Origin of the sequence: Companilactobacillus furfuricola, from assembly GCF_003946325.1 — a bacterium.
Taxonomy (GTDB): Bacteria; Bacillota; Bacilli; order Lactobacillales; family Lactobacillaceae; genus Companilactobacillus; species Companilactobacillus furfuricola.
This window is the reverse complement of the sequence record NZ_RHNT01000005.1, coordinates 25625-38554: the sequence shown is the minus strand read 5'-3', so window position 1 is coordinate 38554 and position 12930 is coordinate 25625. Positions and strand designations below refer to the sequence as shown.

Sequence of the window (12930 nt, the reverse complement as noted above, 5' to 3'; positions counted from 1 at the left end):
CTTTTCTATCGAAAATTCATAAATATGATTTCATTCAAATTTAAGGATAACAAATATCTTATATATTTGATTCTTATTCTTTTTTTGATATTTTTTTGGCTAACAATCCCTTATGCTTTTCAAATAAATATCATAATATTTATTATTATTATTTATTTTGAAAATAAAGGCGAAAAGAGCAGTGAGGTAGATTCTAATGAAAAATAATAAATTAGCACTATTAAGAAAACAAACCTTATTATCTCAAAGTCAAGTTGCGGATGCCTTGAACATAAGTAGACAGTCTGTGTCTTATTGGGAAAATAGTAGGTCGTTTCCGGATTCTGATAAATTAATCGATTTAGCAAATATTTACAATGTTTCAATAGTGGAATTGTTAGATTCAATGAAATCTACTTTTTAATCAGCGCAATCAACACTTTCTATTCATGAGTCATTTTTTGATTAATAATCATGAATGTACCAAAAAACAATGGAGGGTTCATGAGTATGAATAAAGTGAAGATCACGACAGCATTAACTGTAGCACTAATTACTACTGGTTTTGCATCTCCAACCTTAGCAAGTGCCTCTGCTGTGGATAAATATTCATCGGGAGTGCAAACAAACGTCCATCAAACCGAGAATTTTAACCAAGGAATCGATAGCTCCACTCAATATCTTGATCAATTCGTAATAATTAGTAACGGAAGATATGCAATTTCCGAAAACGCAAAATTAAATCTGTCACAGAATCAATTTGCCGAGTTAACAAATCAATTGTCTATGGTGAATCAACAATTAGCAGAAAATGGTTGGGGTATTGACGAAAAGACTAAATCTATTTTTAAACCACAAGTAAGAATTAGCGGGATGAAATCTACAGAATTCTGGTGGGGAACAAGGTATTATTTTTATACGAATCAAGCTGTTCACGACTTTTCATGGAAATTAAAGAGTATTGCCACTGTGATGGGAATAACTGGTGTTGTAACTGGTTTCGTTGATCCGTTGCTTCCGATATTTTCAACCGTTAGAGCGGGGGCAATTTCATGGGATGCTGACCAATTAGAACACTATAATAATAATCATATTCATAGTCATATATTTATGGACCTTAATGCTACTACTGCAGGTGTATCATTTGGAACATTTTAATATCCATAGTTGTTTTGAATGCGTGATAAAAAATTCAAACGACTAAGTTATGTGATAATTCATTTCAAAAATAGTTTGATTAATGAATTAATTATAACGGAGACTATTTCAGTAGAGGTATTTTAGTGTAAAAATTAGAATTCAGCGTTACCTGGTGTTCTTGGGTAAGCTATAACGTCACGGATGTTTGCCATGCCTGTTAGGTACATAACAAGTCTTTCAAATCCAATACCGAAACCTGAGTGGACTGTGCCACCATACTTACGTAATTCAAGATACCATTTGTATTCGTCTGGGTTGAGGTCGAAGTCTTTGAGTTTTTCTTCTAAGACGTCCATTCTTTCCTCACGTTGTGATCCACCAATCAACTCACCAATTTCAGGAACTAATAAGTCAGCTGCTGCAACGGTCTTGCCGTCGTCGTTAGCACGCATGTAGAAAGCTTTGAAGTCTTTAGGGTAGTCAGTCAAGAAGACTGGTTTTTCGAAGACTTTTTCACTTAAGTAACGTTCATGTTCTGATTCAAGGTCAAGACCCCAGCTAACTGGAACTTCAAAGTCAACGTCAGCTTTTTCAAGCAAGTCGATAGCTTCGGTATAAGTGATCTGAGCAAATTTCTCAGAAACAGTTGTCTTAAGACGTGAGATCAAGTTTTCGTCCACGTTGTCGTTTAAGAATTGAACTTCTTCCTTGGCATGATCGAGCACGTATTGAACGACATACTTGAGCAATTCTTCTGAAACGTTGATCTCATCTTGCATGTCAGCGAAGGCCATTTCTGGTTCGATCATCCAGAATTCGGAAGCATGACGGCCAGTATGTGAGTTTTCAGCTCTAAATGTAGGGCCGAATGTATAAACGTTGCGTAGTGAGAGGGCGAAAGCTTCTACTTCAAGTTGACCAGAAACAGTTAAGTTAGTTTCCTTCTTGAAAAAGTCTTCGTTGTAGTCGACTTTGCCATCTTCAGTCTTAGGAACGTTGTTTAGATCAAGCGTCGTTACTTGGAACATTTCACCGGCACCTTCAGCATCAGAACTAGTGATGATAGGTGTTTGAATGTATGAGAAGTCATGGTGTTGCAAGTATTCGTGAACAGCAAATGCTGCAACTGAACGGATCTTGAAGACTGAGTAAAAAGTGTTAGTTCTAGGACGCAAGTGGGCGATAGTTCTCAAATATTCGTAACTGTGAGCCTTCTTTTGCAAAGGATAGTCACTGTCAGATGCACCTAATTCTTTGATCTCAGTAGCATGGATCTCGAATGGCTGTTGAGCATCAGGTGTTAAGGCAAGAGCACCAGTGACTTCGATAGTAGTACTGATAGGATACTTTTTAATGTCGTCAAAGGTATCTTCCAAATCACCACGACTGAAAACAACTTGGACATTCTTGAAAAATGAACCGTCATTTAGTTCGATGAAGCCGATTTTTTTAGAACCACGAGTAGTTCTGATCCAACCTTCGATCGTAACTTCTTCGCCATCTTTATATTCTTTGGTGTATAAATCTTTAGCTAAAACGTTAACCATGGTATTGTTCCTCCGGATTTGATATTGTTGAAATTTGTTACTAGATACTTAGTTGAGATTATCGAGCGATTGTCTGGAAGGATAGATATTTATTTTGTAATACATCTAAGAAGTGTTACAAAATAAAAAGACCTCTCATCCAATTCACCTATCTCATAACAGATAGATAAAAGGGACGAAAGGTCTTCCGCGGTACCACCCAATTTGTTTTCATACGAAAACATCTCTACAAGCACAAACATGCTCTTCAACGGTAACGTGTTGAATACGTTGAACCCTACTATTAGTTCAGGTCAAAGTAAAAAGATGTTTTTCGTAGATACCCGCATGTTAAGTTCACACTGTCCTTAACTCACTGAGAATTGAGTAAATAGTACTCCTTCTTTTTAAAATCCTAAGTATTAAGTTAAAGCGATAATAGCACAGAAAGCAGGCTTTGACAATATAGCAAATACTTGGTTATCGTTTTAAAAAAATTAATAATGTAGTAAAATTATATTTAGCGAACATTAGTTCGCATGGATAAAAAGCATATATGACGTTAGAATTAACTTGAAAGCGATATTAGCACGTCACGTTTCACATGAAACAATGTTTTCAAAGCTATGTACCTCATGGGGTTAGGGCTTTCATTTTTTTCAGTTGAGACTAAATTGTGGAAGTAAAACATCTTTTTAATTCATGAACAGCACAAAAATAAACGATATTTTTTGAGAAAAGAGGCACGTCAATTATGAAGCAAGGATCGATTTTCGATAGTGAAGCACATCAAAATAGCCCACTGGCAAATCGAGTCCGGCCGACTGATTTTGATGGATTTGCTGGACAGAAACATTTGGTAGGAAAAGGCAAGATTTTGCGTGATCTGATCGACCGAGACCAGTTATCGTCGATGATCTTTTGGGGACCTCCTGGGGTAGGCAAGACTACGTTGGCCCAGATCATCGCTCATAAAACAGAATCGCAATTCATTACTTTTTCAGCTGTGACTAGTGGTATCAAAGAGATCCGGGAGATCATGCAAGAAGCTGAAAATAATCGTGAGATGGGTGAAAGGACTGTCGTCTTTATCGACGAGATCCACCGCTTCAATAAAGCTCAGCAAGATGCCTTTTTACCATTTGTGGAACGGGGCAGCATCATTTTGATCGGAGCAACTACGGAAAATCCATCATTTGAAATCAATTCAGCTTTGTTATCGCGCTGTAAAGTCTTTGTTTTAAAACAATTGACGACTGACGATATCGTAGAGCTATTGCATCATGCTTTGAAGAATCCGGAAGCTTTTCCGGATTATAAAGTGGTCATTTCTGAAAATGATCTGCAGACGATTGCTCAATTTGCTAACGGGGATGCTCGAACGGCCTTGAACACCTTAGAAATGGTCGTCTTGAATAGCGACCGGCAAGGTGATCAAGTCAAAGTGACTGAAGGGTCGATCGAACAATTGATCAACACCAAATCGCTTCGCTACGATAAAAAAGGCGAGGAACACTACAATATTATTTCGGCTTTACACAAATCGATGCGCAACTCCGACGTTGACGCAGCTATTTATTGGCTCACGAGGATGTTAGAAGGTGGCGAAGATCCACTATATATTGCACGTCGTTTAGTCCGCTTTGCCAGTGAAGATATTGGTTTGGCTGATACGAGAGCATTATCGTTAGCTATCGACGTATTTCAAGCATGCCAATTCATCGGCATGCCCGAATGTAATGTCCACCTAACTGAGTGCGTGATTTATTTATCACTGGCACCAAAATCCAACGCAGTTTATGAAGCAACGAATAATGTTAAATCAGATATTAAAAAAACTGGCAATGAGCCAGTCCCACTCCAAATCAGAAATGCGCCAACTAAATTAATGAAGGAACTAGATTATGGGAAGAATTACCAGTACGCTCACGATACGACTGATAAATTAACCTCCATGAAGACAATGCCCCCAGATCTTGAAGGACATGAGTATTATTATCCTTCGATGCAAGGGAATGAAAAGCGATTTAAAGAACGCTTGGAATATATCAAGAATTGGCACCGAGAACATGAAGAGTAAAACCATACTTGCAAACGTTGACAATAACTAAATAATAATGTTTAATTTTTCGATATGTAGTTAACATCGATATTAAGAACTTTTACTCATGAAGGGAGTATTATATGAAGGATTTTTCAATTGATATTTATGCAGACGGAGCCGTCGTTTCGGAAATGGTTGCGGCCAAAGAAAAGGGTGTCGTCAAAGGATTTACAACGAATCCTACTTTAATGAAACGAGCTGGGATCACAGATTACGTTGGCTTTGCCAAAGAAGCTTTAGACAAAGTTTCAGGGATGCCTATTTCTTTTGAAGTATTCTCCGATGATTTCTCAACCATGAAAAAAGAAGCTGAAAAAATTGCAGCCTTAGGTAAAAATGTTTTTGTAAAGATTCCCATCACCAATACTAAGGGTGAATCTTCAGTACCTCTGATCAAAGAATTATCTGCAGAAGGTATTCAAGTTAATGTCACAGCAATTTTGACATTAGATCAAGTTAAAGAAGTTTTACCAGCTTTCAAAACAGGTTCAGACAATATCGTTTCGGTCTTTGCTGGTAGAGTGGCGGATACAGGAGTTGATCCAACCGATTTGATGAAAAAATCAGTTGAACTAGTTAAAGCAAATGGAAATGCTAAATTACTTTGGGCCAGCTGCCGAGAAGTTTTAAACATCAAACAAGCAGATGACTTAGGTGTTGATATAATTACCGTAACGACACCAGTTTTGAACAAACTTTCAATGTTAGGTACTGATGCCAAAGAACTATCATTAGATACAGTAAAAGGATTTGCGGCTGATGTTAAATCGTTAGGATTTTCAATTTTATAGAAACAAAAAATCGTTTGGTCAATTGATCAAGCGATTTTTTTATGCATATATGAATACTGATATCAAGGGCTTTCGAGAGGATAAGTCTATATATATCATGATATGAATTAATCAGGCTATATGGATGGAGATTGGTTTTCTACAGTTTCTATAGCTGTTGCGGTCTACATATTGTCGGTAGCAAGTGTTAACTTTGCGAAGGCATATCGGACAATAATCAAAGAGAGTGCAAGGAGATGCTCAGCCGCTGAGGATTTAGGGACTATCAGCTCTAGAGTGCTGCGAAGCGGTACTCGCTGATAGTTTCTAAACCGGAAGCTGCTATCTTCTGGAACTCGTTTCCAATAAAAAAAGCTAACCGTAAAGGTTAGCTACCAACAAAATCACTGTAAAACTTGTGTCGAAGGCATCGATCCGAACATCGATGATTTCTCTTTTTGTATTATAAGCGATAGTGCCAAAAAAGTAAATTGCATAGATGAATGATTTTGTAGTTACAGATTTTCGTTTGTTTCATCTGCTTTTCCTGAGAATTTGTGATGTAAATATTTAAAGATTGAGACTACGGTAAAGATAACAACAATAACAGCAATGATAATTAAAATCCATTTCAGCAAAAACATTATTCCTACAATAACTTTTGAACCCACACTAATAAATAAAGCCCTATAATTGCCAAGGTAAAGATAACTCCATATAAAACAATCTCAAAAAATAGTGAAACAAATACGCCGATAATCCCAATTAAAAAGAACACAAATATTGCATCCATGACCCAATCCATTTATTTCCCCCTAAGGTGCTTTTTTATATTAAAATAATATCAAATATATGTCATGAAGATAGAAAAAATTTGATTTTATGCGTATTTTTTAATGCATTTGATTTTGCTAATTTGTGACTGATTTCGGATAAAAAAACGGCTAAGAAAATTCTTAGTCGTTTTTTTAATATTTAAATTTCAATAGTTTATTCACCAAACGTTTTAGAAAAACTACTTTGGTTCAAGTTGTTATAGTGTGCCACAACATCGTCAGCATCTACACCCATTGGTGTTCCGCCGTTAACAGGCATTAATTGATAACTGTACTTGTCGTCTTGAGAATTAAACTTCACAACACGTTGTAGGACATAAAAGCCGTCAGGACGACTATTACTATAAAATTTGAAACTGTTGCCATTTTTCATGACTGTAAAGGTAGTGGTCTGATCATTTTGATACCGGACTCCGTTATTGTCCTTGAATTGATTAAAGATCTTTTGAGCTTGAGCATATTCAGAAAGATTGGAAGTTTGTTTGACCGACTCGGTCTTTTCAGAACGGTTTATCACAGCTGTTTTTTCATCATTACCTGAACTGCTCCCGGCAACCCAAATAATTGCGACTAAAACTATAACGATGACACCCCAAATTGCGGTTTTTTTCTTAGTCATTTAATATTCCCCCAAACATTAAATAAAAAATAGTATAGCGCTTACACCTATATTATATCGCTATTCTCATTTTCTGAGTAAGACTAATCCGAAGTCCCATTTATAATTAATTAAAAAATTAGTAATCACCCTTGTTGACAAATGTAGACAGTCGCTTTATGATGTATTTATCAAATAGAGATTACAAACGTAAACGAAAGTGAGGGGGAAGTATTTTGACGAAATTAATTGTTTTGCTCGTTGGCCTAGTGATCATTGGTTTTATCGTTTGGTGGTTCTTCGGCAAGCATGAGGCTGCTGAAGTTTCAGCTGACGTTTCCAATGATGCCCAAAGTATCGATGTTGAGGTAAATGGTGGTTATTCACCAGAAACGGTGGTCTTAAAACAAGGAATTCCTGCCACATTGAATTTCACTAGAAAAGACAAATCCAGTTGTTTGGATCGAGTTGTTTTTTCAGACTTCGGGATCAACCGTGCATTACCTGTAAATGAAACTGAAGAAATCAAAATTGACACGACGAAGCCTGGGGAATATCAATGGGCTTGTGGTATGGATATGTTCCATGGAAAATTAATCATTAAATAGGAGAGAATATTATGAGTGAAGTACAAAAAGTTAATGTAGAAGTAGCTGGTGGCTACAATCCAGAAGTAGTTAATTTGAAAAAAGGCGTTCCCGCACAAATTTCTTTTACGAGAACTAACGACAAGGGATGTTTAGATGTTGTACATTCCAAAGACTTAGGATTTGAAGAAGAATTGCCGATCGATGTTACTAAGACAGTCGATGTACCAACTGACAAAGCTGGCGAATTCGACTTTAGTTGCGGCATGGACATGTTCTTTGGAAAAGTGGTGATCTCATAATGACAATCACAAAGAGATTCTGGATCTCATTGATCCTATCTCTACCAATGTTAGTCAATATGATCATGATGCCATTTGGCAAAATGATCCCTGGTGGGGAATGGACCCAGTTTATTTTAACAACCATTATTATGTTAGTTTCCGCCCGTCCATTTTGGCAAAGTGCCTGGGCTTCATTTACTAAGCACCATTCAAATATGGATACTTTAGTAGCCATCGGTACTCTCGTTGCTTATGTTTACAGTATTTATGCAATGGCAACGAATCAACCGGTCTTCTTTGAAAGTGCTGCCTTCGTAACGACTTTCGTCCTTTTGGGCCAAGTCTTTGAAGAACGGATGAGAAACAATGCTTCAAATGCTGTCGAGAAATTAGTCGACTTGCAAGCAAAAGAAGCTGAAGTTATGCGTGATGGCAAGATCGTTAAGCTTCCACTTGAAGAAGTCGTTGAAGGCGACATCATCAGAGTAAAACCTGGTGAAAAGGTAGCCGTTGATGGTGTTATCACTGAAGGAACATCAACTATCGACGAATCAATGGTCACTGGTGAAAGTATGCCCGTTTCGAAAAAAGCTGGCGACAAGGTCATTGGTTCAACTATTAACAGTAACGGAACATTCATGTTCAAAGCTGAAAAAGTCGGTAAAGATACAATGCTTTCACAGATCGTTGATCTAGTTAAGAAAGCACAAAACAGTCATGCTCCAATTCAAAACTTAACAGATAAAGTTTCTGATATTTTCGTACCAGTAGTATTGATCTTATCGATCTTAACTTTCTTAGTATGGTACATTTTCCTCGATGCCTCGGTGGCAAGTTCCTTGATTTATGCTGTTTCGGTAGTCGTTATCGCTTGTCCTTGTGCATTGGGACTGGCAACTCCTACAGCTTTAATGGTCGGAACTGGCCGTTCAGCAAAAATGGGAATCCTCATCAAGAATGGTGAAGTTCTCGAAGCAGTTAACGAAATCAAAGCCGTTGTTTTCGATAAAACTGGAACAATCACAGTTGGTAAACCAGAAGTAACAAATATCGTTGGTGACGAAAAAGCCGTCTTATCAGTTGCCACAGGTTTGGAACAATCTTCAGAACACCCACTAGCTTCAGCTATCGTCAAGAAAGCTCAAGATGAAAAGATCAGCACACCAAAAGTTGCCGATTTCCAAGCTATTGAAGGTAAAGGTGTTCAAGCCGTTATTGATGGTAAGAAATCATTCGTTGGTAACGACAAACTATTAAATGATGTAACAATTTCTGATGACATGAAACAACAAGTCATCAAATTACAAGAAGAAGCGAAAACAGTTGTCTTCGTTGGTGTTGAAGACCAAGTTATCGGTTTGATCGCCATCCAAGATGCTCCAAAAGAAACATCTAAAGAAGCTATCGCTGCTTTGAAGTCACGTGGTCTTAGAACTGTCATGCTTACAGGTGACAATCAACGTGTTGCTCAAGCGATCGCTGATCAAGTCGGTATCGATGAAGTCATCGCTGACGTCTTACCAAGTGAAAAAGCTGATCACGTTAAAGCACTTCAACAAAATGAAAAAGTTGCCTTCGTTGGTGATGGTATCAACGATGCTCCAGCTTTGACAGTCGCTGACGTCGGAATCGCCATGGGTTCAGGTACTGATATCGCCATCGAATCAGGTGGTATCGTCTTAGTCAAAAATGACCTAAGAGATGTCGACAAAGCCTTAGCATTAAGTAAAAAGACTTTCAATCGTATCAAGCTCAATTTATTCTGGGCCTTCATTTATAACGTCTTAGGAATCCCCGTAGCCGCAGGCATTTTCTACGGAATCGGCTTGATCCTAAGTCCAGAATTAGCCGGACTAGCCATGGCCTTCAGTTCATTGTCAGTTGTAACTAGTTCCGTCTTACTAAATAAAGCTAAAATCAGTAGTAAAGTAGCTACTGCTTAATTAAAAACGAATCCTGAGTGATGGGATTCGTTTTTTTTGACAGGATTTGTTTGGTTCAACGGACAAATAAACGATATAGCGTTATAATATTAAGTAACAAATTTGTTGGAGGTGAATTATGGAAAATATGAATACTAATAAAACATCATTAAGAGAAATAATTATAGAAATCACAGGCCAGAATCCCAGTCCAAGTAAATTAGCTAAACAAACCAATTTATCCAAGTCAACGTTAAATGATGCTCTAAAAAGACCTATTGAAAATACCTCTTTTGGTACTGTTAGAAAGATATTAATTGCGAAGAACATTTCTATGGATGAGGTTTCTGATAAAATTGATGTTTCAAGGTCTCCGGAGATTGAGGAACAAAAATTTGTATCTCAAACAGACGAAAAAAAGCTAGAAATTATGGGTATCAAATTTAGTAGTAAAGAGAACTTTTGGAATACTCGTGAAAGCATTGTGAATGGTATATATGAAGGCTTTTATCCAAGTAAAAAAAATGTCATGGATTCATATAAAATTTTGGAAGAGCATGTTCCAGTTGAAAAATTGGTAAATGACCTCCTAAACGAGTATAGAGAAAACTGATGGGGTGGATTGAAGAGACAATTCAAGATAATGGTACTTTAAAGAATAAATTAGGTATTAAAGATGCCGATAAATTGGCAAAAGTAGAATCAAGAATCGTTACTTCAAAATTTGAATGTCCACTAAAATTAAAGATTAATAATATTGATCAACTCAACACAATACATCACTGGCTTTTTTCAGATTTATACGAATGGGCCGGAAAATATCGCCCTTGAGATTTTCAAAAAGGATCGACCGTATTTTTTCCACGAGCAAGATTCCAGATGGCAAAACGCCATTTAAATAATCAAATAAATATTATAAATCAGAAAAAGTATAATGATTATTATCAACTGGCAGAAGATTTGGCTAGATTATTATTGGATATGAATATCTTTCATCCATTTAGGGAAGGAAATGGTCGATCCCAAAGAATGTTTATTATGATGCTTTCAAAACAAAAGGGAATTTACATTAACCTGTCTAAAAAATCTAGTAAATATGTTGATTATATGTCAGCCTGTAAGAATGATGATTGGGATAAAATGACCAAAATATTATTTGAGTCATTCGATTCAATTTAGCGATTATTTACTTGCTTATTTTCATTAAAAAAGAAATTATTTTAAAATAAACGCTAATCTTATCGTTGGTATAACAGTATTGTTGTAATATCATTACAAAATCACACAATTTAAATATTTGTCCAATTTCATATGGTATATTTATTTTTGCTTTAAAGGGGAGGATATATTTATGAATAAGAGGACTTTTAAAAAGCGGTCCTACACTAGTATGGCCGCTTTATTTTTGGCCGGAACGATTTTTTCAACTACGGGTAACGCCTACGCTGCCACGGTTGATGAATCAACCTGTCAAGATAAGACTGATTATGCGATCGAGCAAGTCAAAGAGACCGGTTTAGTAACATTATCAGGTACTGACCAGTTTGATCTGCAGAAATTCGCTGATGCTGTCAATGCAAAAGAGGATGGTCAGCAAAAAGTTGAAGCTACCACGAATGTTGCTGATCAGAGGGATGAAAATGATCCAGAAGTTGCTATGGATGAAGCAACTACTGAGACTAGTGAATCCGATCAAGAAGCTGCTACGGATGAAAATACGACCGATTCGGTAGAGCCAGCAGTAGATAATGAAACTGCAGTTGACAGTGAGGAATCATCAACAGATGCAACAGTTTCTAAGGGTGAAGGAACTGAAGCAACAGCTAGCGATTCAGAGCAAGTCACTGATGATAAGAACTTGATCACACTCTATCCTGATCAAACAACGACTGACGAAACGGCAACAGTTCCTGACGTTATCAATAAACCGAATGTGACAGCAAGCTCAGATGATGAATTATCGATGGAGGACTTGAATAAACTTACTCCAAAAACTTACAAGACTTTGCTAGGCAAGATCACGGGTTTTATCGGTGATAAAGTTACTGATGTAACTTCTGGTATCGCCGCAGCTTTAGGTTACCCATTACTTTTCAGTCGTTTTGGAACGCAAGCTTTGTCAGATTTTCGGACTTTGTTGAGCCCTACTAGATATGATGTATCAAATACTTGGACGAGTTTAGATGAACAATACGATCCTGAACATAGTGAAGAATACTACACTGTGGCTCAAGATTGGTGGAACAATGAAGCAGTCAAAGAGGACCTTTCAGTGCCTTACTATGACAATGTTAATAAAGAAATCAGAGCAACTTATGTTGCACACCCAGAGTCGAACAAAACGGTCATCATCGGACAAGGCTGGACGGAGCGTCCTGATTGGATCGGTGTGGTTTCTAAAGTTTGGTATGACATGGGTTACAATGTCTTAATGCCAAGTCAACGTGGTCAATTTGCCAGTGATGGTAACTTGCTTTCATTTGGTTATTATGACAAGACAGACTGGAAGAGCTTAGTTAATAAGATCAATGAAATGAATGGTGATGACGGTGAAATTATCTTTTATGGTCAATCACTAGGAGCTAATACAGCTTTGGAAGCTGCTTCTGAAGAAGGGCTTGCATCAAATGTTAAGGCCGTTGTGGCCGATGCAGGATATTCAACATTACCCGCATTAGGCGCATCGCTTTATAACAAGGCTTTAGCCACTGTCAATGATCCATTGAGCAAGTTGATCATTCCGATCCACTTTGACAACATTCCATTCTTACCTTATGAAAAGATCATGAAGAGTGTTAACAACATTAACAAATTCCTTCAAGGATTCGGTTTAGATGATGTTTCCGGAATTGTGGCCGCTGCTAAGACGACTTTGCCGGCATACTTTATCACGACCGAAGATGATGCATTCATACCTGACACACAAAGTGTCTCGATGTACAACGCTAATAACTCGGCTATTAAAAAGCTTTGGATCCTAGATGGAAGCGTTGGTGGACATGCCTCAGCAAATAATGCTGTAGCTGAATACCAAAGCAATATCCAAGCATTCATCGATGAAGTAAATAAAGCTAACAATTTAAAAGTCAATGTTGAAGTAACCAACGCTGACAGTACCGCTAATCAAAAAGTAGCGTAATAAAAAACCTTAAGTGATATCGCAAAAGATATCGGCTTAAGGTTT

The 12930-nt window shown here is 37.2% G+C and carries 14 protein-coding genes and 1 other annotated feature; of the genes, 11 read left to right on the top strand and 3 right to left on the bottom strand.

Going from position 1 to position 12930, the window contains the following annotated elements:
• Positions 1-196: 196 nt before the first annotated feature.
• A complete protein-coding gene (locus EKM78_RS02955) occupies positions 197-403 on the top strand; it encodes a helix-turn-helix domain-containing protein (RefSeq protein WP_125769100.1) in 207 nt (68 codons plus the stop codon).
• Positions 404-489: 86 nt separating this feature from the next.
• A complete protein-coding gene (locus EKM78_RS02950) occupies positions 490-1137 on the top strand; it encodes a hypothetical protein (protein WP_125769097.1) in 648 nt (215 codons plus the stop codon).
• A 134-nt stretch (positions 1138-1271) separates the two neighbouring features.
• Here the strand turns inward: EKM78_RS02950 and asnS are convergent, their stop codons facing one another.
• Positions 1272-2666 (bottom strand): asparagine--tRNA ligase, encoded by a 1395-nt coding sequence (asnS, locus tag EKM78_RS02945; protein WP_125769095.1) that lies wholly within the window; start codon positions 2664-2666, stop codon positions 1272-1274.
• A 168-nt stretch (positions 2667-2834) separates the two neighbouring features.
• Positions 2835-3065: a binding site (T-box leader), on the bottom strand.
• 334 nt (positions 3066-3399) lie between these two features.
• Here asnS and EKM78_RS02940 point away from each other — a divergent pair.
• Both EKM78_RS02940 and EKM78_RS02935 read left to right on the top strand, forming a co-directional pair.
• Positions 3400-4725: a replication-associated recombination protein A gene (locus EKM78_RS02940; RefSeq protein WP_125769092.1), complete on the top strand. Its 1326-nt coding sequence runs from the start codon at positions 3400-3402 to the stop codon at positions 4723-4725.
• 104 nt (positions 4726-4829) lie between these two features.
• Positions 4830-5540, top strand: coding sequence for a transaldolase (locus EKM78_RS02935; protein WP_125769089.1), 711 nt, complete (start codon positions 4830-4832; stop codon positions 5538-5540).
• 628 nt (positions 5541-6168) lie between these two features.
• Here EKM78_RS02935 and EKM78_RS12475 read toward each other — a convergent pair.
• Both EKM78_RS12475 and EKM78_RS02930 read right to left on the bottom strand, forming a co-directional pair.
• Positions 6169-6324, bottom strand: coding sequence for a hypothetical protein (locus EKM78_RS12475; RefSeq protein WP_164507174.1), 156 nt, complete (start codon positions 6322-6324; stop codon positions 6169-6171).
• A 185-nt stretch (positions 6325-6509) separates the two neighbouring features.
• A complete protein-coding gene (locus EKM78_RS02930; RefSeq protein WP_125769086.1) occupies positions 6510-6974 on the bottom strand; it encodes a hypothetical protein in 465 nt (154 codons plus the stop codon).
• Positions 6975-7186: 212 nt separating this feature from the next.
• Between EKM78_RS02930 and EKM78_RS02925 the strand changes: the two genes are divergently transcribed.
• From EKM78_RS02925 to EKM78_RS02895, 7 genes are all read left to right on the top strand, one after another.
• The gene (locus tag EKM78_RS02925) at positions 7187-7561 is read left to right on the top strand and encodes a cupredoxin domain-containing protein (RefSeq protein WP_125769084.1); all 375 of its coding nucleotides are present in this window, start codon (positions 7187-7189) and stop codon (positions 7559-7561) included.
• An 11-nt stretch (positions 7562-7572) separates the two neighbouring features.
• On the top strand, positions 7573-7842 hold the full coding sequence (locus EKM78_RS02920) for a cupredoxin domain-containing protein (protein ID WP_125769081.1): 270 nt from the start codon (positions 7573-7575) through the stop codon (positions 7840-7842).
• The gene (locus EKM78_RS02915; RefSeq protein ID WP_125769078.1) at positions 7842-9767 is read left to right on the top strand and encodes a copper-translocating P-type ATPase; all 1926 of its coding nucleotides are present in this window, start codon (positions 7842-7844) and stop codon (positions 9765-9767) included. Before EKM78_RS02920 ends, EKM78_RS02915 begins: the two co-directional genes overlap by 1 nt.
• A gap of 118 nt (positions 9768-9885) precedes the next feature.
• Entirely contained in the window at positions 9886-10359 is a 474-nt protein-coding gene (locus EKM78_RS02910) for a winged helix-turn-helix domain-containing protein (RefSeq protein ID WP_125769075.1), read from the top strand.
• Positions 10359-10577 (top strand): hypothetical protein, encoded by a 219-nt coding sequence (locus tag EKM78_RS02905; protein ID WP_125769072.1) that lies wholly within the window; start codon positions 10359-10361, stop codon positions 10575-10577. The genes EKM78_RS02910 and EKM78_RS02905 overlap by 1 nt, the downstream gene beginning before the upstream one ends.
• Positions 10578-10625: 48 nt before the next feature.
• On the top strand, positions 10626-10925 hold the full coding sequence (locus tag EKM78_RS02900; RefSeq protein WP_125769069.1) for a Fic family protein: 300 nt from the start codon (positions 10626-10628) through the stop codon (positions 10923-10925).
• A 172-nt stretch (positions 10926-11097) separates the two neighbouring features.
• Positions 11098-12885, top strand: coding sequence for a CocE/NonD family hydrolase (locus tag EKM78_RS02895; RefSeq protein WP_125769066.1), 1788 nt, complete (start codon positions 11098-11100; stop codon positions 12883-12885).
• The last annotated feature ends 45 nt before the right edge of the window (positions 12886-12930 follow it).